Annotated in this window: 21 protein-coding genes; 11 read left to right on the top strand and 10 right to left on the bottom strand. The window is 62.3% G+C overall.

What is annotated here, in order from left to right; translation table 11 throughout:
- Nucleotides 1-84 precede the first annotated feature (84 nt).
- On the top strand, nt 85-1,407 hold the full coding sequence (locus tag V8Z65_RS18005) for a di-heme oxidoredictase family protein (RefSeq protein WP_338721550.1): 1,323 nt from the start codon (nt 85-87) through the stop codon (nt 1,405-1,407).
- A 118-nt stretch (nt 1,408-1,525) separates the two neighbouring features.
- On the opposite strand, the gene V8Z65_RS18000 is transcribed toward V8Z65_RS18005, so the two are convergent.
- From V8Z65_RS18000 to V8Z65_RS17975, 6 genes are all read right to left on the bottom strand, one after another.
- Nucleotides 1,526-2,368 (bottom strand): DUF2189 domain-containing protein, encoded by an 843-nt coding sequence (locus V8Z65_RS18000; RefSeq protein ID WP_338721549.1) that lies wholly within the window; start codon nt 2,366-2,368, stop codon nt 1,526-1,528.
- A 143-nt stretch (nt 2,369-2,511) separates the two neighbouring features.
- Complete coding sequence (locus tag V8Z65_RS17995; protein WP_338721548.1) at nt 2,512-3,783, bottom strand: aminotransferase class I/II-fold pyridoxal phosphate-dependent enzyme; 1,272 nt, start codon at nt 3,781-3,783, stop codon at nt 2,512-2,514.
- A gap of 112 nt (nt 3,784-3,895) precedes the next feature.
- Nucleotides 3,896-5,518, bottom strand: a complete 1,623-nt coding sequence (locus V8Z65_RS17990; protein WP_338721547.1) for a glycoside hydrolase family 43 protein — start codon at nt 5,516-5,518, stop codon at nt 3,896-3,898.
- 209 nt (nt 5,519-5,727) lie between these two features.
- The gene (gene xylA / locus V8Z65_RS17985) at nt 5,728-7,035 is read right to left on the bottom strand and encodes a xylose isomerase (protein ID WP_338721545.1); all 1,308 of its coding nucleotides are present in this window, start codon (nt 7,033-7,035) and stop codon (nt 5,728-5,730) included.
- A complete protein-coding gene (xylB, locus tag V8Z65_RS17980; protein WP_338721543.1) occupies nt 7,032-8,495 on the bottom strand; it encodes a xylulokinase in 1,464 nt (487 codons plus the stop codon). Before xylB ends, xylA begins: the two co-directional genes overlap by 4 nt.
- 91 nt (nt 8,496-8,586) lie before the next feature.
- The gene (locus V8Z65_RS17975) at nt 8,587-9,630 is read right to left on the bottom strand and encodes a LacI family DNA-binding transcriptional regulator (protein ID WP_338721542.1); all 1,044 of its coding nucleotides are present in this window, start codon (nt 9,628-9,630) and stop codon (nt 8,587-8,589) included.
- 137 nt (nt 9,631-9,767) lie between these two features.
- On the opposite strand from V8Z65_RS17975, the gene V8Z65_RS17970 reads away from it, so the two are divergent.
- The 3 genes from V8Z65_RS17970 (at nt 9,768) to V8Z65_RS17960 (ending at nt 12,796) form a co-directional block, all read left to right on the top strand.
- A complete protein-coding gene (locus V8Z65_RS17970; RefSeq protein ID WP_338721541.1) occupies nt 9,768-10,778 on the top strand; it encodes an aldose epimerase family protein in 1,011 nt (336 codons plus the stop codon).
- 122 nt (nt 10,779-10,900) lie between these two features.
- Entirely contained in the window at nt 10,901-12,019 is a 1,119-nt protein-coding gene (locus V8Z65_RS17965) for an epoxide hydrolase family protein (RefSeq protein ID WP_338721540.1), read from the top strand.
- Between the two features lie 69 nt (nt 12,020-12,088).
- Nucleotides 12,089-12,796, top strand: a complete 708-nt coding sequence (locus V8Z65_RS17960) for a YafY family protein (RefSeq protein ID WP_338721539.1) — start codon at nt 12,089-12,091, stop codon at nt 12,794-12,796.
- A 197-nt stretch (nt 12,797-12,993) separates the two neighbouring features.
- Here the strand turns inward: V8Z65_RS17960 and V8Z65_RS17955 are convergent, their stop codons facing one another.
- Complete coding sequence (locus V8Z65_RS17955) at nt 12,994-14,403, bottom strand: short-chain fatty acyl-CoA regulator family protein (RefSeq protein ID WP_338721537.1); 1,410 nt, start codon at nt 14,401-14,403, stop codon at nt 12,994-12,996.
- Between the two features lie 149 nt (nt 14,404-14,552).
- Here V8Z65_RS17955 and V8Z65_RS17950 point away from each other — a divergent pair, with 149 nt between their 5' ends.
- The 3 genes from V8Z65_RS17950 to cfa all read left to right on the top strand — a co-directional run bounded on the left by V8Z65_RS17950 (nt 14,553) and on the right by cfa (nt 17,542).
- On the top strand, nt 14,553-14,780 hold the full coding sequence (locus tag V8Z65_RS17950) for a hypothetical protein (RefSeq protein WP_338721535.1): 228 nt from the start codon (nt 14,553-14,555) through the stop codon (nt 14,778-14,780).
- Between the two features lie 251 nt (nt 14,781-15,031).
- Nucleotides 15,032-16,327 (top strand): isocitrate lyase, encoded by a 1,296-nt coding sequence (aceA, locus tag V8Z65_RS17945; protein ID WP_338721533.1) that lies wholly within the window; start codon nt 15,032-15,034, stop codon nt 16,325-16,327.
- 99 nt (nt 16,328-16,426) lie between these two features.
- Nucleotides 16,427-17,542: a cyclopropane fatty acyl phospholipid synthase gene (gene cfa, locus V8Z65_RS17940; protein ID WP_338721532.1), complete on the top strand. Its 1,116-nt coding sequence runs from the start codon at nt 16,427-16,429 to the stop codon at nt 17,540-17,542.
- 55 nt (nt 17,543-17,597) lie between these two features.
- Here cfa and V8Z65_RS17935 read toward each other — a convergent pair whose 3' ends face one another.
- Entirely contained in the window at nt 17,598-18,050 is a 453-nt protein-coding gene (locus V8Z65_RS17935) for an NUDIX domain-containing protein (protein ID WP_338721531.1), read from the bottom strand.
- 16 nt (nt 18,051-18,066) lie between these two features.
- Entirely contained in the window at nt 18,067-19,593 is a 1,527-nt protein-coding gene (locus V8Z65_RS17930) for a YifB family Mg chelatase-like AAA ATPase (RefSeq protein WP_338721529.1), read from the bottom strand.
- Nucleotides 19,594-19,778: 185 nt separating this feature from the next.
- Between V8Z65_RS17930 and V8Z65_RS17925 the strand changes: the two genes are divergently transcribed.
- The 4 genes from V8Z65_RS17925 to V8Z65_RS17910 all read left to right on the top strand — a co-directional run bounded on the left by V8Z65_RS17925 (nt 19,779) and on the right by V8Z65_RS17910 (nt 23,533).
- Nucleotides 19,779-20,615 (top strand): GH25 family lysozyme, encoded by an 837-nt coding sequence (locus tag V8Z65_RS17925; protein WP_338721528.1) that lies wholly within the window; start codon nt 19,779-19,781, stop codon nt 20,613-20,615.
- Between the two features lie 84 nt (nt 20,616-20,699).
- Nucleotides 20,700-21,701: an SPFH domain-containing protein gene (locus V8Z65_RS17920; protein WP_338721527.1), complete on the top strand. Its 1,002-nt coding sequence runs from the start codon at nt 20,700-20,702 to the stop codon at nt 21,699-21,701.
- Between the two features lie 11 nt (nt 21,702-21,712).
- The gene (locus tag V8Z65_RS17915) at nt 21,713-22,162 is read left to right on the top strand and encodes an NfeD family protein (protein ID WP_338721525.1); all 450 of its coding nucleotides are present in this window, start codon (nt 21,713-21,715) and stop codon (nt 22,160-22,162) included.
- A 108-nt stretch (nt 22,163-22,270) separates the two neighbouring features.
- A complete protein-coding gene (locus V8Z65_RS17910; protein WP_338721524.1) occupies nt 22,271-23,533 on the top strand; it encodes an outer membrane beta-barrel protein in 1,263 nt (420 codons plus the stop codon).
- Nucleotides 23,534-23,542: 9 nt separating this feature from the next.
- Here V8Z65_RS17910 and galU read toward each other — a convergent pair whose 3' ends face one another.
- Nucleotides 23,543-24,427, bottom strand: coding sequence for a UTP--glucose-1-phosphate uridylyltransferase GalU (gene galU, locus V8Z65_RS17905; RefSeq protein ID WP_338721523.1), 885 nt, complete (start codon nt 24,425-24,427; stop codon nt 23,543-23,545).

Genomic DNA, 24,427 nt, shown 5'->3' with positions numbered 1-24,427 from the left:
TAGGCCGTTCGGGGTAGAAATCCAACCGGGCGTGGGCAGATTTTGAACAATTGCCAGGCGCGGTCCACGGGATAATATGCCGCCATGCGGGCAATGCGGATTGTAGGATTGGCCCTTGCGGCCATAATGCTGGGCGGGCTGGCGCTGGTAGCGAGCGGCCAGGCCGAACAAAGCCGCATTGCCGGCCTGCCACAGGATGTGCTGAGCCAGCCCATGCAGGGCGTCCATTCAGCAATTTTGGCCAAGTTCAATTATGGTCTGGGGCTATTCCGCCATGTGCGCGAGCCAAGCCGGCGCGCCGATGGCAGCGTCGAAGGTCTGGGCCCGCTGCACAATGCCCAATCCTGTTTCGCCTGCCATATCAGGGACGGTCGCGGCGCCATGCCCGATGATGGTGCCGAAACTGTTGGCCTGGTGTTCAATCTGGTTGGTCCGGATGGGCCCGACCCCGTCTATGGCAACCAATTGCAGGACCGTGCCGTAGATGGCCTTCTGCCTGAGGGTCGGCCGGTGGTGGACTGGCACGAGACCGAAATACACTTTGCCGATGGCGCCCCGATCGCCCTGCGCGCACCGCGCTTTTCCATTGCCGATCTCGCCTATGGTCCACTCGACCCAGCCACCCGGATCGAGGCGCGGCTGGCGCCGCAATTGGTGGGGCTGGGCCTGCTTGAGGCCGTGGACGAGCACGCTCTGGCGGCGCTAGCCGATCCGGACGACGCGGATGGCGACGGTATTTCGGGACGGCTCAATCTCGTCGAGGCCGAGGAGGGACTGGTTGCGGGACGGTTTGGATGGTCCGCGACCGCCCCCAGCCTTGAAGCGCAAAGCGCCAAGGCGGCGCATCTGGATATGGGGCTCACCGCTCCCGGTTTTGAAGCGCCGGGTGGCGATTGCCAACCGGCTCAAGCGGCCTGCCGGGCCCTGGCACATTCCGACCGGTTGGACCTCAGTGCCAATGATATCTTTCTCATGGCCTTCTACGTCGCCCATCTCGGGCTACCCGACCGCCCGCGAGAGCAGGATGGCGAGGTGGCGGCGGGCGAGGCCGTTTTTGGCACGCTGGGCTGCGGCGCCTGTCATAGGCCCGTGCTGACCACCAGCCTGGACGCGCCCCCCGAATTTGCCGATCGGACCATTGCGCCTTTCACCGATCTGCTTTTGCACGATATGGGCCCCGATCTGGCCGGACCGCGCGGCAGCGAGTGGCGCACGCCGCCGCTTTGGGGCATCGGCCTGACCGAACAGGTGAGCGGCGTGACCCGTTATCTCCATGACGGACGCGCGCGCAATTTCGCCGAGGCCATTGCCTGGCATGGCGGAGAGGCCGAGGCTGCGCGAAACCGCTTTCTGGCTCTTGATGCGCGCGAGCGCGCCGCGCTCTATGCCTTCCTTGGCGCCCTCTAGATCGTTTCACCGTTTCGTTGAAACGCCGAAATTGCTCCAAGTTCTTGTTTTGTCGCGCTCCCGATCCTCGGGTCGAAGCCCGAGGAGCAAAACCGTCGCCACTTTTGCTGGAAGCGCCCTAGCCCGTCGTGTGCTCCTCGGCCGGTTCCGGCTTGCGGATCAGGGAGGCGTCGCCAACCAGCTTGCGGTAAAGGTGCCAGGTGGCATGGCCGAGAATGGGCAGCACCACGGCGAGGCCGACAAAGAGCGGCAGGGACCCGAGGAAAATGCCGGCGCCGACAATGACACCCCAGGCCAGGAGCGGCACAGGATTGCGCATCACCGCCCGGAACGAGGTTTCGACCGCCACATAGGCCCCCACATCGCGATCCAGCATGAGCGGGAAAGCGATCACCGTGGTGCAAAGAACAACCAGCGCGAAGAGGGCGCCGAGACCCGTGCCGACCGCCAATAGCGTCATGCCGCCTGGCTGGGTCAGGATCTGGTTGACGAGCACGTCGAGCGTGTGCGGCGGCGAGGGACCGAAAAGGCTTTCATAAAGCGCCTGGGCGCTGGTGAGCCAGAGGGTGAAAAGGACGAAAAGCATAGCGCCGACCGCCACAATGCTGCCCATGGCCGGCGAGCGCAGCACGGCCATGGCATCGCGCCAGCCTGGATTTTCACCCCGCTCGCGGCGGCGGGAAATCTCGTAAAGCGGCAGGGCAGCGACGGGGCCGACCAGGGCAAAGCCGCCGACCAGCGGGTAGAGCAGGGTCCAGGCGTGCCAGCCATTCATCCATACCGTCAGCACGATGCCAATGATGGGATAGATCAGCATCAGCAGCACATAGTGACTGGGCTTGGCCCAGAAATCGGCCGTGCCGCGCCTGAGCGCATCGCCGAGATCGGCTATCGAAATCTGCTGGATCACCGGCATGTCGAGCTTGTCGCCGGCGCCGGACATGACATGCATTGAGGCCATGAGCATCACTCCTCCGCTTTCCTTCGGAGACCGCAGACCCGCGAGATGCGCAAACAGGCGCGAGACGCAAGTGACTGCGACCGCTATGACATCATAATACGCTGGTGACCGGGGGCTGTCGCCCCCGGATCGAAGTTTTGTGATCAGGCCTTGGCCAGGGCCTGCTCGATATCGGCAACGATGTCCTCGACATGCTCGATGCCCACCGAAATGCGCACCAGATCCTCGGACACGCCGGCCTTTTTCAGCTCCTCGGTGGAGAGCTGGCGATGCGTGGTCGATGCAGGGTGGCAGGCGAGCGATTTGGCGTCGCCGATATTGACCAGCCTGAGGATCATCTGCAGCGCGTCGATGAAGCGGCCGCCGGCTTCCTTGCCGCCCTTGATGCCGAAGGACAGGATGCCCGAGCCCGAGCCTTTGGAAATCTTCTTGGCCACGGCGTGATAGGGGCTGTCCGGCAGGCCGGCATAATTGACCCATTCCACCTTGGGATGGCTCTTGAGGTAATTGGCCACTTTGAGCGCGTTTTCGGCGTGGCGCTCAATGCGCAGGCCGAGGGTTTCCAAACCCTGCAGGATCAGGAAGGCGTTGAGCGGCGAAATGGCCGCGCCGGTATTGCGTAGCGGCACGACGCGGGCGCGCCCGATATAGGCTGCCGGCCCCAGCGCCTCGGTATAGACAACGCCGTGATAGGAGGGGTCGGGCTCATTAAGGACCGGAAAGCGCTTGGCATTGGCCTTCCAGTCGAACTTGCCCGAATCCACGATAATGCCGCCAATGGAGGTGCCATGGCCGCCGATATATTTGGTTAGCGAATGCACCACGATATCGGCGCCAAAATCGAAGGGGCGCGTGAGATAGGGCGTTGCGACCGTGTTGTCGACGATCACCGGCACCCCATGGCGGTGGGCGATCTCGACGATCTTTTCGATATCGACAACATTGCCGGCCGGATTGCCGATGGATTCGAGGAAAACCGCCTTGGTCTTGTCGTCGATGGCCTTTTCAAAACCCTCATAATCGTCATGAGCGACCAGACGGGTTTCGATGCCCTGGCGGGGGAAGGAATGCACGAACAGATTATACGTGCCGCCATAGAGCTGGGAGACCGAGACGATATTGTCGCCGACCCCGGCGATGGTCTGGATCGCATAGGTGATCGCGGCCATGCCCGATGCCAGCGCCAGGCCGGCAATGCCGCCTTCAAGCTCGGCGACGCGCGCTTCCAGCACAGCGGTCGTGGGGTTCATGATGCGAGTATAGATGTTGCCGGCGACCTTGAGATCGAACAGGTCGGCACCATGCTGGGTGTCGTCGAAGGTGTAGGAGGTGGTCTGGTAGATCGGAACGGCAGCCGCCTTGGTGGTAGCTTCCGATTCATAACCATGGTGCAGGGCGATCGATTCGAGTTTCATATTTGGCTCCCTTTGACTCGCGGGCGCCAAACTTGCTGGTTCGCTTCAAAATGACAAGGCGCGGGAGAGGCAGTTCGTCCTCTCCCGCGCCATGTCGTTGAAATAGGCGTGTTCAGCTCAGCGCATCGACCTCGTATCGGTCGGAAGGATCACGCACCGGCCGATAGGTGAAATAGTCGAAACGGGCGGGGCTCGCCATACCATTGAGATCGCTGGCCGCCATGCCGACAAAGGCGCCGGTAAAGCTGCCATGAGCCTGGTGGCCGCCGCATTCATCCGAAAGGATCGAGGCGTCAAGCACCGGCCCGATAGGCTGCAAATCCTGGCCCTCGAGGGCGTAGAAAAATTGCAGCTTTTTGCCCCTGATAGTCAGCGCCAGCTTGACCTTGCCTTCATTGGGGATCTGCACCGGCTCGGCCGGGAATTTGAGATTGCCGTCGGGCCAGGAGATTTCCGAACTCATCAACAGCAGTTCGCGCTGCCCGTCGGAATGGGCGGTGACGGCCAGATAGAAGAAATTGTAGCGGCTGTAATAGGCCGTCAGCCCCGCAAAGGTGCGTTCGTCGGTGGCGGCGAAATCGACCACGGTTTCCGCATCATAGGAGAAATGGGTCTGCCGACGGGCCACCAGCGCCTGCTCGAACCAGGACCCGATCGATTCACGACCGAAAAGCGTCAGCTTGCCGCCTTCGGTTGAGAAAATTCGATCGGTATCGGGCGTGCGCAGCCACTGGAAGTCGATGGGCAATCCGTTTTCGAATGTATAGCGCTGCTCGGCCCAGTATTTGGCCTCGTCGCGCGTGCCGGGCACCTCGACATGGAGGGATGGCACAGGCCCGTTCTTGACATAGAGCCAGTCATCCTCGCCCCAATAGGCTTCCTGGATAGCGGTTTCTCGACCCAGAACACAGCGGCGTTCCTGCGTCGTCGGACGGCCGGTCAGATGCACGAGATAGGTCCTGCCTTCGGGCGTCTCGACAATATCGCCATGGCCAGCCCGCTGCAGGGCGGCCAGCGGCGCATCCTTGGAGGTCAGGACATATTGGTCGGGGTGGGTTTCATAGGGCCCGTCGATATTGCGCGAGCGCGCGAAAGTGCAGGCATGGTCATAGGCCGTGCCACCTTCGGCGGTCAGCAGGTAGTACCAGCCATTGCGCTTATAAAGATGCGGCCCTTCGACTAGTTTGAGATCGGTGCCCTTATAGATGTTTTTGATCGGGCCGACGAGCTTGCCCTGCTCGGGGTCGAATTCCTGCAGCACGATACCGGCAAACAGCAGCGGCCGCCGGCGGTGGTCCCAGGTCATATTGACGAACCACTTTTTCCCGTCATCGTCGTGGAAGAGCGAGGGGTCAAAACCCGAGGAATTGACATAGACCGGGTCGGACCAGGGGCCTTCGATCTTGTCGGCCCAAACGATGTAATTGTGGGCGTCCTTGAACGAGCCGTCCTTGCGCTTCACATCGGTATAGACCAGCCAGAATTTTTCCCCGTCATGGGTGAGGCAGGGCGCCCAGACGCCGCAGCTGTCGGGGTCACCGCGCATGTCGAGTTGGCTCTTGCGGGTGAGCGGGCGGGTGATCAGCTCCCAGTTCGCCAGGTCCCTGGAATGATGGATCTGCACGCCGGGGAACCATTCGAAGGTGGAGGTGGCGATATAGTAGTCGTCGCCCACACGCAGAATGGACGGATCCGGATTGAAGCCGGGAAGGATGGGATTGGTGATCTGAGACATTGGGCCTCCTATTCTTCTCCCCATTGGGGAGAAGGTGGCGCGGAGCGCCGGATGAGGGGAAGGTTTCCGCGAGTCCAGGGGGCGCCGTCAGCACCCCCTCACCCGTCTCGGGCTGCGCCCGATCCACCCTCTCCCCGATGGGGAGAGGAATAGTGCCGCCGCCCGCCATGCGAGCATAGCTCCCATGGGTCTTGCGGGACGGCTCAAAGTCAAACGAAGCGATTGACCAGGTTTTCGAGATATTCCTGGCGGCCGGAACGCGGCTGGGGGTTGATGCCATCGGCATCGACCTTGGCGGCGATATCGGCCAGGCTCATCTTGCCGGCCAGAATATCCTTGCCCAGACCATTGTCCCAACCGGCATAGCGGTCATCGAGCAGCTTGTCGAATTCGCCATCCTCGATCATGGCAACGGCGCCCTTGAGACCACGGGCTAGGGTGTCGAGGCCCAGAATGTGGCCATGCAGCAGATCGGCCGGGTCGAGCGACTGACGGCGCACCTTGGCGTCGAAGTTGAAGCCGCCCTTGCCCAGACCGCCTTGCTTCAAGATGTAGTAGAAGGCCAGGGCCATTTCGCCGGCATTGTTCGGGAAGTGGTCGGTATCCCAGCCCGATTGCAGGTCATTGCGGTTGGCATCGACCGAACCGAGTTGACCGAGCGAGGAGGCCACAGCCAGTTCGTGCTCGAAGGAGTGACCGGCGAGGAAGGCGTGGCCAACCTCGATATTGCACTTCACCTTCTTTTCGAGACCGTATTTCTGGAGGAAGCCGTAAACGGTAGCGACGTCGAAGTCGTATTGATGCTTGGATGGCTCCTGCGGCTTGGGCTCGATCAGGATCTGGCCCTTGAAGCCGATCTTTTCAGCGTGCTCGATCACCAGATGCAGGAAGCGGGCCATCTGGTCCTGCTCCTGGCCGATCTTGGTGTTGAGCAGGGTTTCGTAGCCCTCACGGCCACCCCAGAGCACGTAGTTCTCGCCGCCCAGTTCGTTGGTCAGCTCGAGCACAGCCTTCACCTGGCCGGCGGCATAGGCGAACACTTCCGGATCGGGATTGGTGGCGGCGCCCGCCATATAGCGGCGGTTGGAGAACAGGTTTGCCGTGCCCCAGAGCAGCTTCTTGCCGGTCTGGCTCATCTTTTTGGCGAAGATGTCGCCAATCACACGCAGGTTCTTGTTGCTTTCGGCCAGGGTCGCGCCTTCCGGCGCCACGTCGACATCGTGGAAGCAGTAGAAGGGCACGTCGATCAGGTCGAAGAACTCAAATGCCACATCGGCCTTGAGCTTGGCACCGTCCATGCCCTTGTCGAACCAGGGGCGATCAAAGGTCCGGCCGCCAAACGGATCGCCGCCTTCCTGGGCGAATGTGTGCCAATAGGCGATGGCCGGGCGGATATGGTCTTCCATCCGCTTGCCGGCGATCACTTCGTCCTTGTTATAGTGGCGATAGGCCAGCGGGTTCTTGCTGGCAGGGCCTTCATATTTGATCTGGCTGAGACCAGAGAAAAAATCGGTCACGAACGTGCCTCCTCGATGGCAGGGTAAAGGGCGCGATAGCGCGCATATTGATCGATATAGGCGGCCGACAGGTCTTGGTCGGGCGCGATTGCGGTCTTGATCCCGGGCATGGTCATGACGTCCATGGGATCGGCACCGGTGGCGGCGCAGAGGCCGAGCCGGGCCGCGCCCAGCGCACCACCGAAATCGCCATCCTCGGGCAGGGCGATTTCCATATTGAGATTGGTGGCCAGCATTTTGAGCCACAGGGCCGATTTGCTGCCCCCGCCCACCGCCAGGAGGCGGTTGATGCGGGTTCCGGCATCAGCCAGCACGCGCTGGCAGTCGCGCATGGCAAAGCTGACGCCTTCCATCACGGCCTGCGCCAGTTGCGCCGGCTCGGTGGATTGGCTGAGGCCCACAAACGAGCCGCGGGCATTGGCATTGTTGTGCGGGGTGCGCTCGCCCGAAAGATAGGGCAGGAAGATGGTCTCCCCCGGCCCGGTGAATTGCGCTTCGGCTTCACCAGACAGCTCGGCCTGCTTTTTCCGGGTGATGCGCGAGAGCCAATTGAGGCTATCGGTGGCCGAGAGAATGACGCCCATCTGATGCCAGGTATCGGGAATGGCGTGGCAAAAGGCGTGCACAGCCCCTTCGGTATTGGGGCTGAACTTTTCGTTGGAAACGAAAAGCACGCCCGACGTACCGAGCGAAACAAAGCCTTCGCCGGGCCGCACCGCGCCAATACCGCAGGCTGCCGCAGCATTGTCGCCAGCGCCGCCCGCCACAACCACGGTGCCCGACATGCCCCAGCGCGCCATCAATTCGGGCTTGAGCTGAGCGGAGACAGAAGAGCCTTCCACCAGAGACGGCATGTGATCGCGGGTGAGACCGGTAACGCCGAGCAGGTCGTCGGACCAGTCACGTTTAGCCACATCGAGCCAAAGCGTGCCGGCGGCGTCGGACATGTCCTCGACATGTTCGCCCGTCAGCAGCAGCCGCACATAGGCCTTTGGCAGCAGCACTTTGCGGATGCGGGCATAAATATCGGGCTCGTGCTTGCGCACCCAGGCGACTTTGGGGGCGGTGAAGCCGGGCATGGCGATATTACCCGCCAATTGCCGCAAAGAGGGAAGCGCCGCTTCCATTTCGCTGCATTCCTCGGCCGAGCGTCCATCGTTCCAGAGAATGCAGGGACGCAGCACCTCGTCATTGTCACCCAAAAGCGTGGCACCATGCATATGGCCCGAGAGGCCAATGCCCTTGACCGCCGCCAGCGCTGCCCCGTGGCTCTGTTTGAGCTTATCGATGGCGCCCAGCGTCGCCGTCCACCAATCGGCCGGGTTCTGCTCGGACCAGCCCGGGCGGGGGCGAACCGGCTCCACGGCGGGAGCCGTTGCCTCGCCAAGCGCCTTGCCGGCTTCGTCGATCAGCAGTGCCTTGACCCCGGACGTGCCGATATCAATGCCGAGAAATGTCATGAGGCACGTACCTCATGAGTGGTCACCAAAGTCATCCAAACGTCCTCCCACCCATGTTAGGGCCACGCCGATTTCGAGATTGGCGCGTTTCTTAGCGCAGATTATCCCGCAGGAAAATCCCTATTTCAATGGGGTCGGTCACCGCCGACCGGGACGCATCGAGTGCCAGGGCGCGCGCCGCGGCGATGGCCTCGCGGATTTCCCCATCCGGGTTCTGGTCGAGCACAACGTCGATGGCGCCGCTGATCAGGCCGGCGCGGGTCGGCGCGGTCAACTCGTGTGCGATAACGCGCAAGGTGCCGCTGCGACCCGATTGTTCCAGCGCCGTGACCAATCCGCCATTGCCGGCGCCGAGATTATAGAGACCGGCCAGGTCGGGGTGATCCGCAAGAAGGCGCGCAATGATCTGGGCGGTCTCGGTGCGCTCGTCATGGCCTTCGAGCGGACCGATAATGTCGATGTCCGGATATTCGCCGGCCAGCACCGCCGAAAAGCCTTCGAGCCGTTCGGCATGGTCGCGCAGATGCAGGGACCCGGCCACCACGGCCACCGTGCCCCCCTCAGGCAGAAAGCGCCCCATCAGCGAGGCAGCGGTACGCCCGGCTGCGACATTATCTATGCCGATGAAATTGCGGCGCGACGAGCCGGGCAGGTCCGATACCAGGGTCATGACCGTGACGCCGCGACGCTGCGCGGCATCAATGGCGCTCAGAACCTCGGGGGCATCGCTCGAGACGATCACCGCGCAGTCGCAATTGCGCGCATCGAGCCGGTCGAGCCCCTCGACCAATGCGACCGCATCGAGAGCCCGCACACGGCGGACCGCGAGATGGATACGATCGGCCAGCGCCAGGGGTGAACGCCTCTGCACCGCCTGGCTCAGGCTGTCCATGAATTCATTGCTGCCGTCGGGGATGAAGAAGACCACGCTAAGATCGCGCGAGCGCGCCATCAGGGAGGCATTGAGGTCGCGGGAAAAACCCAGTTCGGCAATGGCTTCCTCGACCTTTTCGGCGGTGACGGCGCGTACGCCGGGCCTACCATTGAGCACGCGATCGACCGTTGCCAGAGAGACGCCTGCGGCGCGCGCCACATCATGAACCGTGGCTCTTCGCCTGATCGTTTCTTCGCTCAATCGGTGCCCCCGCTTCACGCCATTGCCATTGTCGCACCCTTCTTCTCCAATGCCCAAAGGTCAAGTGCAGCGTTGCAGGCAAGGGGCAAATAGGTTTACAGCTCCGCGCCGGAACGAGAGGGACGGGGGACGTCGATATGGCAATCGCGGTTTCAACTTTTGGCGAATTCAACGGCCAGCGGGTCGATCAGTTTCGCCTTGTCAGCGACACGGGCGTCACCGTCGACATTATCGGTTATGGCGTGGTGGTGCGGGACTGGCGGGTACCGGTTGCCGGCGGCGAACGATCGGTCGTTCTGGGCTTTGACCAGTTCGATGCCTATCCCGCCCATAGTCCGCATCTCGGCTCGCTGGCCGGGCGCGTCGCCAACCGCATCAAGCATTCCAGCTTCGAACTCGATGGCATGACCTATAAATTGCCGCCCAATGCGGGCGATCTGCAATTGCATGGCGGCGATGAGGGTCTGGGGCGGCAGGTCTGGCAGGGCCAGGCCGACAGCGCCAATAATGCCGTGCGCTTCACTCATTTTTCGCCCGACGGCGCCATGGGCTATCCCGGCAATGTCAATTTCGCCGCCACCTATACCCTGACCGGCAATCGGCTGCGGCTGGAGCTGACGGCCACCACCGACCGCGCCACGCCGATCAGTCTGGTGCAACACCAATATTTCAATCTCGGGACGACCGAGACCGCGCTTGACCATACCATTCAGGTCAATTCGAGCGCCTATACCGAGCTTGGTGACGATCTGGCGCCCACCGGCGCCATCCTGCCTTCGGCCGGGACCGTCTACGATTTGCGACAACCCCGTATCATGCGCGACGCCAGTGGCGCGCCCATCGATTACGATATCGGCATGGTGCTCGATACCGGCCGCAAGCACACCGACCCGATTGCAACAGTGGTTTCGCCCGATCAGGACCTGACACTGAAACTGTGGTCAGATCGGCCCGGCGTGCAGGTCTATAATGGGGTCTGGACCGATGTGCCGGTGCCCGGTCTGGGCGGCAAGCACTATGGCAAATATTCCGGCTTCTGCCTGGAAGACCAGGCCTTTGCCGATGCGGTCCACAATCCGCATTTCCCCAATATCATCCATTCGCCCGACCGGCCCTACAACCATTGGTGCGAATTCGAGATCGCGTGACATCTGCTAAAGGAAAACTGTTGTGCTGAACGGCCCGTCAGACTGTGTCGGCAGCCATGCTGCCACAGCCTGACAGCCTGAAGACGCATGATCTCTCCATTCACGATGACCGGAGAGATCGAATGCCAACCCCCTTCACCATTGCCGTCGCCGATCAGGACGTTTCCGACCTCAAGAACCGCCTGGCTGCCACCCGGTTTCCCCAGGCGCTCGACGGCGTCGGCTGGGACTACGGCATGGAAGAGGGCTTTCTGCGCAAATTTGTTGCCTATTGGGGCAGCGAATATGACTGGCGCGCGGCCGAAGCCCGTCTAAACAGCTTTGCCCAGTTCACCGAAGTCGTCGACGGCGAAACAGTCCATTTCGTGCATGTGAAAGGCCGCGGCACGACCAATGTGCCACTGCTGCTGGCCAATGGCTGGCCATCTAATTTCGTGGAACTGCTTCCCCTGGTGCCGCTGCTGACTGAACCGGTCGATGGTCAGGCATTCGATCTGATCATTCCTTCGCTGCCCGGCTATGGCTTCTCGTCGCAACCCACCGTTCCCGGCATGAACCTTTCTCGGGTGGCACCGCTCTGGGCCGAGGTCATGACGCGGCTGGGCTATGACAAATTCCTGGTTTCCGGCTCCGATATGGGTGCCGGCGCCGTTATGGCCCTGGTGCGCGATTTTCCCCAGCGGTTGATCGGCGCGCATTACGTCAACGTCTATTTCGGCTTCCCCAAGCCCGACGATGCCACGCCCGAGGAAGAGGCCTATTTTGAGCGGAGCAATTACTGGGCCTTTACAGAGGGCGCCTATGCCATGATCCAGGGAACAAAACCGGCGACGCTGGCGGTTGGCCTCAATGACAGCCCGGCGGGCCTGGCGGCCTGGATCCTCGAAAAATTCCATAGCTGGAGCGACAATGGCGGCGACATTGCCAACGCCTTCGAAATGGAAGACCTGGCGACCATTCTTTCTGTCTACTGGTTCACCCGGACCATTGGCAGCTCGGTGCGGCTCTATAAGGAGGCTTTCGCCGATGCCGAGCTTCCAAGAAAACCGGCGAGGCACGAGGTGCCACACGGTATCATGTTGCCGCTTCACGACAATCCCGCGCCGCGGGCCTGGGGCGAGCGCAACCTGTGGAACATTGTGCGCTGGAACGAACTGAGCGCCGGCGGTCATTTTCCGGCCCTGGAATTGCCCGAGGAGATGGCGCGGGACATTCGCGCCTTCCATCGCCAGATTGCGTGACCGGAGCGCGAGCGGCATAGACCGCTCCCGACGAATCTGGCACCCAAAACGAGAAAAGCGGGGCGGGACATGGACAAGACCGAACGACTGTTTTCGATCATGGATGCGCTCAGGCGCCATCGCCGGCCGATCACGGCCGCGGCGCTGGCCGAAGAGCAGAATGTCTCGGTGCGGACGCTTTATCGCGATATCCAGACACTGATCGGGCTGGGCGCGCCCATCGATGGCGAGGCGGGCGTGGGCTATATGCTCAAGCCCGGTTTTTTCCTGCCGCCGCTGATGTTTTCCCCCGAGGAGCTGGAGGCTCTGGTGCTGGGCGCGCGCTGGGTAGAAACGCAGCCGGATGACGATCTGGGCGCTGCGGCCCGCAATGCCCTGGCCAAGATCGCCACGGCCTCGCCCGAGGATTTACGCGACCGCATCAGCGACACCGCGCTGTGGCCCGTGGCGCTATGGGGACAGCGCAGGCCTATCCCGGTCCTGAGCGATATCCGCCTCGCCATGCGGCAGGAAAAGGCCGTTACAATCGATTATGAGGACGAGCAGGGCCGTCCGACCAGCCGCACGATCTGGCCGGTGGGCCTGGCCTTTTACGAGGGCAAGCAAACCATCGCCGCCTGGTGCCTGCTGCGTCAGGATTTTCGCAATTTCCGTACCGATCGGATTGCCTGCCTGACCCTGACCGAGGAACGCTACGGCAAACGCCGCGCGGTACTGGAGCGTGAGTGGCGCGCCAGTTGGAAGCATGACCGGCGCAATCATGAGAGCGAAGGCTAGGCCGCATTGCCAAACTCGGCTGTGTATTGAGCCAGAATCCCTTCCCCCTCGAGGGGAGAAGGTGGCCCAAAGGGCGGGATGAGGGGTTCAGCACTGCGATCTGACCGAGAAAACTTCACCCCTCACCCTGACCCTCTCTCCTGCAGGAGCGAGGGAACGCGGGAGCGCTGCTTCCTGATTGTAGAGATGCCTAACGCTCAGCTCATCCGCGCGTAAAGGCTTTCTGGCCTGACATTGTCATCGAGCCGGAAGCGATGATCGGCTGGCGGATGAGCGCGCTGGCCGCATTCCATGCGTGGGCAGATGCGGCAGCCGACCCCAATGGGCACGGTTTGCAGGTCGCTCGACAGGTCCATGCCGTCCGAATAGATCATCTCCTTGGCGTGATGGATGGCGCAGCCCAGTCCAATGGACAGATAGCGGCGCGGCGCATTGTAGCGGTAGTCGCCCTTGGTGATGGTGCGGGCAATACAGAAATAGCGCTGCCCATCGGGCATCTGGCTCAATTGCACATTGATGCGCTCGGGCGCGAGAAAGGCTGCATAGACGTTCCAGCGGGGGCAGGCGCCGGAATGGCGCGGAATATGAATGCCCGAAAGGGAAAAGCGCTTGGAAATATTGCCGGCAATATCGGTGCGCACGAGATGAAGCGGAACGCCGGAGGCGCCCTTGCGCTGCAGGGTCGTCATGCGGTGACAGACCTGCTCGAAAGAAGCGCCGAAGCGCCGGCCCAGCCGCTCGATATCGTAGCGATAATCGCGGCAAGCCTTGAGGAAGGGCACGTAGGGCATGATCAGGGCGGCGGCGAAATAGGCGGAAAGCACGTTGCGCGCCAGCATGGGCGCGTCGCCCTCGGGCAATTCGGCATCGTCGATGATCCGACCAATCTCCACCTCCGCGGCGATCTGGCCCAGATGCTGGGCGAGCAGGAAATTGGCCGTTTCCGCAGGCAGCAGGTCGGACACGAGCAGGTGCCGACGCGCCGGATCGAGCTGACGGGCAATGCCCTGGGGCAGGGAGGCCAGCCGCACTTCGAGCCCGAGCACATTGAACAGATAAGTGCGTATGGCGCTCTCGAAACTGTCGCCTGAATTGTCGATATCGGCCCGGACCCGTTCGGCGGCCTCTTCCAGCGCCGGAAAGTAATTGGAATTGGCCTGCAGGAAATCGGAGATGGCGTCAGTGGCCAGGTGGAAGGGCTCGGCCTCCCCATCCTGGCGCTGCGCGGGGGTGCCGGCCGAGGCCAGGCGATAGCGGTCGTAAAGCTTGAGCACGGCCCGCGCCGCCGCCGGATTGGCCTGGGCGAGATCGCGGATTTCGAGATTGGTCAGGTCGCTATCGGCGAAGATGTCGTCGCCAAAGGCCTCCATCAGGTCGCCAACCAGCCGCCCCTCATCGCTATCGACCAGTTCGCCCGGCTCAACCCCAAAATAGCCGGCAATCGAAAACAGCAACGGCACAGTGACCTTGCGCCGATTGTGCTCGATCAGATTGAGATAGCTTGGTGAAATGCCCAGCGATTGGGCCAGGTCGGCCTGATTGAGATGACGCTGCCGGCGCAACCGCTTGATGCGGCCGCCAATCTGGCTTTCGGCTGCTTCAACCATGATTTCCTCCACCCGTATTTTACAGACTTTACAAATCTGCTGCCGGAAATTGACCGCCTCTTTACAGCTTTACTGGCGCTTCTGCGGTTATTTCTTGCATATCTGCGTCGTTTGTCAAATCTTTACAGACATCAGCGAGGAGAAATTCCATGTCCCCAACTGCCGAACAGCGCGACGAATACATCACCATCATCGCCCCCACCGCCAATGAGGCCATGGCACAGTTCAAGGCCCGCGGCCTGGCCGCCCAGGGTTTTGCCATTGCCGGGCGTATTGGCCGGCATCAATTCACTCTGGTGGGTGGCGAGGATGCCCAGGAGTTGTTCTCCGGTGCCGGCATGATTGCCGCAACCTTCTGCCGCAGGGTGGCGATCTAGGCCCGCCGGAGTTCGAGGCCCGGCCATTCGAGCGCAGCTCTCATGGCCTTCTCGCCTAAATTCGCTCCACCGGAGCGAATTTGCGGCACGTCGCCGTCGCCTTCGAGCCTAGCTCTCAGGCCTTCATCACTAAAATTGGTCCACCGGACCAATTTTGCGGCAAGCCGCCGTTCTGAAGTTCCACGTGAATCATTGCCCTCCGCCCACGCGGCGGAATGGCCCCGTCATGTCCAAATTTGAGGAGAACCGACATGCTCGACAAACCAGCTCATCCCGAACGTTTCCCAACGCCGGATTATGCGCCTGACCGCTGGGACACGATTGCGCGCACCTACAGCCCCGCCGATGTGGCGCGTTTGGCCGGCTCACTGCCGATCCGGCATTCGCTGGCGGAAAATGGCGCCAAAAAGCTCTGGCAATTGCTGCAGTCGGAAGATTTTGTGCCGACCCTGGGCACTTTTACCGGCAATCAGGCGGTGCAGCAAGTCAAAGCGGGTCTCAAGGCCATTTACCTCTCCGGCTGGCAGGTGGCCGCGGACGCCAATTCCTCGGGAAATATGTATCCGGACCAGTCGCTTTATCCGGTCGACAGCGTGCCTTCCGTGGTCAAGCGAATCAACAAGGCGCTGCAGCGCGCCGACCAGATCCAGACCATGGAGCAGGCCGACGGCATTGCCACGACCGATCTCGACTTCTTCGTGCCCATCATTGCCGATGCCGAGGCCGGTTTTGGCGGGGCACTCAATGTGTTCGAACTGATGAAGGCGATGATCGAGGCCGGCGCCGCGGCGGTGCATTTCGAGGACCAGCTCGCTAGCGAAAAGAAATGCGGGCATCTGGGCGGCAAGGTTCTGGTGCCAACCAGCCAGTTTATTCGCACCCTCAATTCGGCGCGCCTGGCCGCCGATGTCATGGGTGTTCCGACGCTGATCATGGCGCGCACCGATGCCGAAGCGGCCCGGCTGATCACCTCGGACATTGACGATTATGACAAGCCCTTCGTCACTGGCGAGCGCACTGCCGAAGGCTTTTACCGCCTGAAAGGCGGGCTCGATTGCGCCATTGCCCGCGGTCTGGCCTATGCGCCCTATGCGGACCTGATCTGGTGCGAGACCAGCAAGCCGGATCTGGGTGAAGCGCGCAAATTCGCCGAGGCTATCCGCAAAGAGTATCCCGACCAGATGCTGGCCTATAATTGCTCACCCAGCTTCAATTGGGCCAAGCATATGGACGAGGCGGCCATGGCCAGCTTCCAGCGCGAAATCGCGGCCATGGGCTATAAATACCAGTTCATTACTTTGGCCGGCTTCCATAATTTGAGCCTGACCACGTTCGAATTGGCACGCAGCTACAAGGACAATGGGATGGCCGGTTATTCGCGGCTGCAACAGGCCGAGTTCGCCGCCGAAGCCCACGGCTTTTCTGCCGTGCGGCATCAGCGCGAGGTGGGCACCAGCTATTTCGACGCGGTCTCCATGACGGTGAGTGAAGGCCGCAGCGCCACCACCGCCATGGCCGAATCCACCGAGACGGCGCAGTTCCACTAGGCTTTGCGGGCGGCCCTTTTTTGGGCCGCCCCGGCCACTTGATCGGCAAAAGCGGGCGGGTTTAGGATTTTGTTTCCCACTCACCGGACCTTGCCGACCATGTCTCGCTCTGCCAAGCGCTTTGTGCTGGACCAGCTCGACCGGGCTGGAATTACTGTCGGGCCCACGCCCCCGGCAGATGTTGCCATTCACGACGAACGGCTTTTTGCCCGCCTCTTGCGCGATGGCACGCTGGGCCTGGGTGAAAGCTATATGGATGGCTGGTGGGATGCCGAGCCGCTGGACGGCGTGCTGTTCAAGCTCGCCTCGGCCCGGATACAGGATGCCTTTCCGCGGGACCTGCCGCTGATTGCCAGCGCCTTGCGGGCCCGCTTGCTCAATCCGCAGCGTCTGCGTCCGCGTGAGGTGGGCGAGAAACACTATGATATCGGCAACGACCTTTATGCCGCCATGCTGGACCGGCGCATGATCTATTCATGCGGTTATTGGGCGGAGGCCGATGATCTGGATGCGGCGCAGGAGGCCAAGCTTGACCTCATCTGCCGCAAGATCGGCCTTGAGAAGGGCATGCGGGTGCTCGATATCGGCTCGGGCTGGGGCGGCTTTCTGCAATTTGCCGCGCAGAACTGCGGCATTTCGGGGCTGGGTGTCACCATCAGCCAGGCGCAGGCGGCGCTGGCCAATGAGCGAAACCAGGGCCTGCCGATCGAAACCCGACTGACCGATTATATGACGCTCGAGGGCCAATTCGACCGCGTGGTCTCGATCGGCATGTTCGAACATGTCGGCTATAAGAATTACCGCGCCTTTTTCAGCAAGGTCCGCACCTTGCTCAAGCCGGACGGGCTTTGCCTATTGCATACGATCGGCGGCAACCAATCGGCCACCCACGGAGATCCCTGGTCGGAAAAGTATATTTTCCCCAATGGCATGCTGCCCTCCATCGCCCAGATCGGACAGGCCATGGAGAACCTCTTCGTCATGGAGGACTGGCACAATTTCGGTGCCGATTACGAGCGGACGCTCCTGGCCTGGCGCGACAATTTCGACGCTGCCTGGCCGACGCTTTCGGCGCGTTATGACGCACGCTTTCGCCGCATGTGGCGCTATTATCTGTCGGTCTTTGCGGCCCTGTTCCGCGCCCGGCAGACTAATTTGTGGCAGATCGTTCTCTCGCCAAACGGCGTGCCGGGTGGTTATCGTCGCGTCACCTGACCGGTCGCCGACGTGATTCACGTGAAACGCTTATCCACAGACTTATACACCGGGGTCAAAAGATCGACTGGCGCAAGGGCAGTTTGATCGGGCTGGGAAAGCCGGTCCGCAATTCGTCCCAGAAACGGTCGCGCAGGATCTCGGGGAAAACATGGCCTTCGGGCAGGGCGTGGCGGGCAAACCAGCCGGCCTCGCTGATCGCTTCGCCTTCGGCGGGATTGGCCGAGACGTCGATGTCACCAGAGACGTAATCGGCCAGGAACCAGAATTTCACCATGCGCGCGGAGGGGTCGATCAGCTCATCGATATAGGCCATGGCCCGTGCCCTGACCCTGACGCCGGCCTCCTCGAAAGCCTCTCGTTCCGCGGCTTCATGCAGCTCTTCGCTGCCTTCGGCGCCGCCGCCAGGGCCGGCCCAGAAGTCATGGATGCCCGGGCGATAGTGCCGAACCAGCAGAATATGATCGTCCCGCAAGGCGAGAACGCCAGCGGAAATGCGGTGTTTCATGGGAAAATCCGTCTGGTTAGCTGGCACCGAAATTGAGCCTATAGCTCAGCGCTTCGGCAATGTGGGGCCGGCTAACCTTATCGGAGGCGGAGAGATCGGCAAGAGTGCGCGCCACTTTGAGCACGCGATGATAGGCGCGGGCCGAAAGGCTGAAGCGTTCGGCGGCCTGCAAGAGCAGGGATTGGCTTTCCCGATCCGGCTCGACCAGCTTTTCAATGAGGGCCGCGGGTGCGGCTGCATTGGTCAGGACCTGGCCGTGACCGGCCTGGGCATAGCGCTGGCGCTGCCGCTCGCGCGCCGCCGCGACGCGTTGTGCGACCTTGGCCGAACTTTCCGCCGGGGCTGCGGGCGCGATCATATCGGCAGCGCTGACCGCGGGCACATCGATGCGGATATCGATACGATCCAGAAACGGTCCTGAGACCCGCGCCTGATAATCCCCGGCGCAGGCCGGGCCGCGCTTGCAACTATGGCCCGGCGTGCCGGCCATGCCGCATTTGCACGGATTCATCGCAGCGATCAGCTGGAACCTCGAGGGATAGGCAACCCGCGCATTGGCGCGGGCGATCACCGTCTCGCCGCTTTCGAGCGGCTGGCGCAGGCTATCGAGCACATTGGGCGCAAATTCGGGCAATTCGTCGAGAAAGAGCACGCCATTATGGGCCAGGCTCGCCTCGCCCGGCCGCACTTTGAGGCCGCCGCCCACCAGGGCTGCCATGGAGGCCGAATGGTGCGGCGCACGGAACGGGCGCCGATCGGAAAGCGCGCCGCCGGCCAATTCGCCGGCAATGGACTGGATCATGGAGATGTCGAGCAATTCGCGCGGCGAAAGCGGCGGCAGGATGGAGGGCAGGCGCGCCGCCAGCATGGATTTGCCTGCGCCGGGCGGCCCGACCATCAGCATATTGTGGCCACCGGCGGCAGCCACCTCCAGCGCGCGCCGCGCCACCGCCTGGCCGCGGACATCGATCAGGTCGGGCAGGTCTCCGGGCGCGGCCAATTGCCGGGCCGGTTGCGGCCGGGCCTGCAATTGATGACCGGTCAGATGATTGGCGAGGCCAATCAGGCTTTCGGCCGCGATAATGTCGATCTCTTCCCCGGCCCAGGCGGCCTCCGAGCCGGAGGGTTGGGGACAGATGATCCCCAGGCCCTTGGCGCTTGCCGCCATGGCCGCGGGCAGAACGCCCCCGACATGGGCCAGGCGTCCGTCCAGTCCCAATTCGCCCAAGGCCACATAGCCCTCGAGCGCGTCCTGCGGAATGGCACCCAGTGCCCCCATCAGCGCTAGGGCGATGGGCAGATCATAGTGGCTGCCTTCCTTGGGCAGGTCGGCCGGCGCCAGATTGATGGTAATGCGTTTGGGCGGAAGCCCGAGGCCTGAGGCAGTCAGCGCGGCGCGCACCCGTTCGCCGCTTTCGCGCACTGCCTTGTCGGGCAAGCCGACCAGCACCAAGGCCGGAAAACCCGGCGCAATCTGCGCCTGCACGTCGACCGGCACGGCCTCAATGCCCTGAAACGCCACAGTCGTTACGCGGGTGACCATCGGCTTTGCCCCCAATTGCCGCCGGTAACGCTAGCAGATCACTTCGGGCGCAGCAAGAACGAAGAGCGAACGAAAGATGGCCTGTTAACCATGCCTGCTGCCACAAAGGTTACCCTAAATCTCCATTAACCGGGCCGTGTTGAATCAAATGTCAGCTTTGGTTCTTGCGTTCGAGTTCTTCTGAAATGGCCCTGTCCCTGTCCCGCTCCGTCTCCGCCGCCTTTCGCGGCGCCGTTCTGGGCCTTGCCGTGGCGGCCCTGGCCGCCTGTGGCAGCATGGGCGGGCTTTATAGTGCCATTCCGGGCGACAATCGCCCGCATGCCGGCGTCGACCGGGCGCGCGGCATGCCCATCCAGGGGATCGACGTGGCGCGATATCAGGAAAATGTCGATTTTGCCCGCGCCCGGGCCGGGGGCACGCATTTCGTCTTCATGAAGGCCACCGAAGGCAAGGATTATGTCGATCCCAATTTCCGCGCCAATTGGGAACGCGCCCGTGATGCCGGCATGCCGCGGGGCGCCTATCACTTCATGACCTGGTGTTCGCTGGCTTCCGAACAGGCGGCCTGGTTCACCCAGAACGTGCCCTATGATCCGAGCGCCCTGCCACCGGTGCTGGATCTGGAATGGAACAACCATTCGAGCTGCAAGACCAAGCCCAACAAGGCCGATGCGCTCGAAAAAATCCGGCTGATGCTCGATGTGATGGAGCGCCATACCGGCAAGCTGCCCATCATTTATACCGATATGACTTTCCACCGCGATATTCTGGCGGGCGAATATTTCCCCAATGCCTTCTGGCTGCGCTCGACCGCCGCCGAGCCGCATGAGCGCTATGACAATCGGCCCTGGACCTTCTGGCAATATACCCAGACCGGCATCGTGCCTGGCGTACGCGGCGAGGTGGATCGCAACGTGTTCTATGGCTCGACCGAGGACTGGCTGATGTTCCTCTATACCGGCTGCGATCCGCGCGCCGTGGCGGCCCTGCAGGCCAGCGGCCGGTGCCTGCCGGCCAAATAGGCCCGCCTCGGCCGTTTGCGCTGTTCAAGCCCGGCGCTGCCGCATAATGTCACCCGGCGTGCCGGGCCAAGGGGAGACATGGGAATGGGTATTTTCAACGATCTGGGGCTCGATGGGTTGAGTGTGACCCTGATCGGGCTGGGTATCCTGCTTGTGCTGGTGCTGTTTGCAGGCGCCAAGACCGTGCCGCAGGGCTATAATTTCACCATTGAGCGGTTCGGCAAATATACCCGTACGCTCAAGCCCGGCCTCAACCTGATCGTGCCCTTCATCGATACGATCGGCAAGAAGATGAATGTGATGGAGCAGGTGCTGGACGTGCCGCACCAGGAGGTCATCACGCGGGACAATGCCACGGTCACGGCCAATGGCGTCACCTTCTACCAAATCCTGGATGCCGCCTCGGCGGCCTATGAGGTGACCAATCTCGAAAATGCCATTCTCAACCTCACCATGACCAATATCCGTTCGGTCATGGGCTCGATGGATCTCGATTCGCTATTGTCCAATCGCGACGAGATCAATGACCGGGTCCTGCGCGTGGTCGATGCCGCCGTATCGCCCTGGGGTGTCAAAATCACCCGCATCGAGATCAAGGATATCGATCCGCCCAAGGATCTGGTGGAATCGATGGGCCGGCAGATGAAGGCGGAACGCGAAAAGCGTGCCACCATTCTGGAAGCCGAGGGCCGGCGGCAGGCCGCCATTCTCAAGGCCGAGGGGGAAAAGCAGGCCCAGGTGCTCGAAGCCGAAGGCCGCCGCGAGGCCGCTTTCCGCGATGCCGAGGCCCGGGAACGCGCGGCGGAAGCCGAGGCCAAGGCGACCCAATTGGTGTCCGAGGCCATTGCCGCGGGCAATGTGCAGGCAATCAATTATTTCGTGGCCAATAATTACATCAAGGCGCTGGAGAAGGTGGCCACCTCGCCCAATCAGAAGCTGCTGATGCTGCCCGTCGAGGCCTCCAGCGTCATCGGGGCTATTGGCGGCATTGCCGAAATTGCCAGGGAGACCTTCGGCGCGGACAGGCCTGTGCAACCGCGCGCGTCCGGCCGCCCGCCCAATAGCACAAATCCCGGCCAGGGCTGACGGGACACGCCATGCAGATCGTCAATTTCCTTATCGAGAACGGTCCCTGGAGCTGGATCGTGGCCGGGCTGGTGCTACTGGCGCTTGAGCTGGTCCTGCCCGGCGGGTTCCTGCTCTGGATGGGCATTGCCGGCATCCTGACCGGCATTCTCACCCTGTTCCAGCCGCTGGCCTGGCCCGTGCAATGGCTGATTTTTGGCGTGCTCTCGCTGGTCTCGATCCTGATCTGGTTGCGCCTGACCCGCAACCGCTCGTCCCAGACCGACCGGCCTCTGCTCAATCAGCGCACCGATCATTTCATCGGCCAGGAAGCGGTGCTCGACCAGCCGATCGTGGACGGCTTCGGCCGCTTGACGCTGGGTGATACCAAATGGCGCATCAGCGGGCCGGACCTGCCTGCCGGGCAGCGTGTGCGCATTGTCGGCGCCGATGGGGCGGTGCTGCGGATCGAGCCGGTATAGGCAGTCTCCCGAAAGCATTCATTAACCATAAAATGCAAGGATCGGCGCGGCCTCAGCGGCCAATGCCGGTCCTTTTGCGTCTGCCGGCCGACATGTGCGGAGCGGGATGTGGCCCGGCAATATCTGACAGTGCTGAGCGTGTTGCTGGCCAATATGGCACTGGGCACGGCTGCTTGTGCCGACCCACTCATCGTTGACGCAAACGCATTGACCGAGGACCGGCTGACGCCGGGCCTTTATCCCGCCGCACCGGTTCCCGAAGGGTTTGACGTTCCGGCAGAGCCGGGGCATCCGCCTTTGGAGATTGACTGGTCCATCGGGCTTAAAGGCAGCTATACCCATACCAATACCGGGGATCGTTTCGTCACCACGCTGACCCCACAGATTTCCGCCACCCATCAGGGTGTGCGGACGGACTGGTCCACATCGGGCCGGGCGGAGCTCGCCCGCGACACTGACGGCACTTTGGGCGTTACCGGTCTCAATCTCGACCTTGAAACGACGACGCATCTGGACCGCGACACCAGCCTCACCGGATCGGCCAAACTCGATTTGTCGCGCGACCTCCCCTCGACGCCCGGGCTCGACCCGGTCGTGACCGAGCCGCCTCTGGTGGTTACCGGCACTTTGGGCGGTGGGATCGAGCGCCAATTCGGGCGCTTCAATCTGGGCCTTGATGGCACGATCGCCCGCACGGTCTATGGACCCACCACCCGCACCGATACCGGGGTCACCGACAATAGCGGCCGCAATGTCTGGGAGGGCGATGCCAAGCTACGGCTGGGCCTGCAGGCGACGCCCATTTTCGAGGTCTTCGGGGAGGCGAGCCTGGGCCGCGACTGGTTCGACCAGGCCTCGGGCGGCATCAAACCCGATGCCAATAGCAGCGCGCTGCGCGCCGGCCTTGCCGGCAACTGGAACGGCCTGTTGTCCGCCAGCGCCTCGATCGGTGTCGGGCGGCATGATTTCGACGATGCAGGCCTTAATGACATCACCACCCAGCTCTATGATGCCAGCGTGACCTTCACGCCCGATCCGACGCTCAATCTCACCGCCAAGCTGACCACGACAGTGGAACCCACGGGTGCGGACAGCGCTGGCACAGCGCGTGTGGCGCACACCGCGACGGCCAATGCGGATTATACCGTCAATTCCTGGCTGCGCCTGCGCGCGTCGGCCGATTGGGGCCGGTCCTGGCTGGAGGGCAGCAGCGAAACCGAAACGCGGCATGGGGCTGGGCTGGGCGCTGATTACAAGCTCAGCGCCCACACCGCTATTTCCGCCGATTACGCTTATGCACACCGCGACAATTCTGTCAGCGGCGTGCTGGACAGCCACACGGTCAGCCTGGGCGTCACCGTGCGGCGCTGACCGGCCGGCCTACAGCTGGTCTTCGAGATCGAGCTTTTTCAGCTCGTCGATGAAGCCGGGGCGGATATCGGGACGATCCAGGGCAAAGACCACATTGGCGGTCAGGAAGCCCAGTTTCGAGCCGCAATCATAGACCTTGCCCTCATATTTGACGCCGGTGAAAGGCTGTTGGCCCATCAGGGTCTGCATGGCGTCGGTCAACTGGATTTCGCCGCCGGCACCGCGGGTCTGTTCGGCCAGGAGGGTGAATATTTCGGGCTGCAGGATATAGCGGCCCGAGATGAACAGGTTCGAGGGCGCATCCTCACGCTTGGGCTTTTCCACCATGCCATTGATGGCAAAGCCCTGGTCGGGGCCGTCGCCGCGCACTACCACGCCATAGGATGACACATCCTCCCAGGCGCATTCCTCAACGCCGATAATATTGCCAGGACGCTCTTCGTAGGCGTCCATCATCTGCTTAAGCACGCCGGGTTTTGCCTTGAAGATCATGTCCGGCAAAAGCAGGGCAAAGGGCTGGTCGCCGACAATGTCGCGCGCGCACCATACGGCATGGCCGAGGCCAAGCGGTTCCTGCTGGCGGGTAAAGCTGGTGCGGCCGGCCGAGGGCAGGTCCTTCTGCAATTCCTCGAGTGCCTGGGTCTTGCCTCGGCTTTCCAGCGTCGCTTCGAGTTCGAACTGACGGTCGAAATGATCCTCGATCACCGCCTTGTTGCGGCCGGTGACAAAAACGAAATGCTCGATACCGGCCTCGCGGGCTTCATCGACCGCATATTGGATCAGGGGACGATCCACCACGGTCAGCATTTCCTTGGGCATGGCCTTGGTCGCAGGCAGAAAACGGGTTCCCAGCCCGGCGACTGGAAACACGGCTGTACGGACACGTTTGGACAC

The organism is Devosia sp. XK-2 (assembly GCF_037113415.1).
GTDB lineage: Bacteria > Pseudomonadota > Alphaproteobacteria > Rhizobiales > Devosiaceae > Devosia.
The sequence above is the reverse complement of the archived record's forward strand: the minus strand, read 5'-3'. Positions and strand labels throughout refer to the sequence as shown.

What these genes read in the sequence shown, in the direction of transcription:
- V8Z65_RS17930 (WP_338721529.1), bottom strand. Translation starts at nt 19,593, where the DNA reads ATGGTCACCCGCGTAACGACTGTGGCGTTTCAGGGCATTGAGGCCGTG.
- V8Z65_RS17955 (WP_338721537.1), bottom strand. Translation starts at nt 14,403, where the DNA reads ATGGTTGAAGCAGCCGAAAGCCAGATTGGCGGCCGCATCAAGCGGTTG.
- V8Z65_RS17920 (WP_338721527.1), top strand. Translation starts at nt 20,700, where the DNA reads ATGGGTATTTTCAACGATCTGGGGCTCGATGGGTTGAGTGTGACCCTG.
- V8Z65_RS17915 (WP_338721525.1), top strand. Translation starts at nt 21,713, where the DNA reads ATGCAGATCGTCAATTTCCTTATCGAGAACGGTCCCTGGAGCTGGATC.
- xylB (WP_338721543.1), bottom strand. Translation starts at nt 8,495, where the DNA reads ATGACATTTCTCGGCATTGATATCGGCACGTCCGGGGTCAAGGCACTG.
- V8Z65_RS18005 (WP_338721550.1), top strand. Translation starts at nt 85, where the DNA reads ATGCGGGCAATGCGGATTGTAGGATTGGCCCTTGCGGCCATAATGCTG.
- V8Z65_RS17990 (WP_338721547.1), bottom strand. Translation starts at nt 5,518, where the DNA reads ATGTCTCAGATCACCAATCCCATCCTTCCCGGCTTCAATCCGGATCCG.
- V8Z65_RS17935 (WP_338721531.1), bottom strand. Translation starts at nt 18,050, where the DNA reads ATGAAACACCGCATTTCCGCTGGCGTTCTCGCCTTGCGGGACGATCAT.
- V8Z65_RS18000 (WP_338721549.1), bottom strand. Translation starts at nt 2,368, where the DNA reads ATGGCCTCAATGCATGTCATGTCCGGCGCCGGCGACAAGCTCGACATG.
- V8Z65_RS17960 (WP_338721539.1), top strand. Translation starts at nt 12,089, where the DNA reads ATGGACAAGACCGAACGACTGTTTTCGATCATGGATGCGCTCAGGCGC.
- V8Z65_RS17970 (WP_338721541.1), top strand. Translation starts at nt 9,768, where the DNA reads ATGGCAATCGCGGTTTCAACTTTTGGCGAATTCAACGGCCAGCGGGTC.
- cfa (WP_338721532.1), top strand. Translation starts at nt 16,427, where the DNA reads ATGTCTCGCTCTGCCAAGCGCTTTGTGCTGGACCAGCTCGACCGGGCT.
- V8Z65_RS17965 (WP_338721540.1), top strand. Translation starts at nt 10,901, where the DNA reads ATGCCAACCCCCTTCACCATTGCCGTCGCCGATCAGGACGTTTCCGAC.
- V8Z65_RS17995 (WP_338721548.1), bottom strand. Translation starts at nt 3,783, where the DNA reads ATGAAACTCGAATCGATCGCCCTGCACCATGGTTATGAATCGGAAGCT.
- V8Z65_RS17925 (WP_338721528.1), top strand. Translation starts at nt 19,779, where the DNA reads ATGGCCCTGTCCCTGTCCCGCTCCGTCTCCGCCGCCTTTCGCGGCGCC.
- aceA (WP_338721533.1), top strand. Translation starts at nt 15,032, where the DNA reads ATGCTCGACAAACCAGCTCATCCCGAACGTTTCCCAACGCCGGATTAT.
- V8Z65_RS17950 (WP_338721535.1), top strand. Translation starts at nt 14,553, where the DNA reads ATGTCCCCAACTGCCGAACAGCGCGACGAATACATCACCATCATCGCC.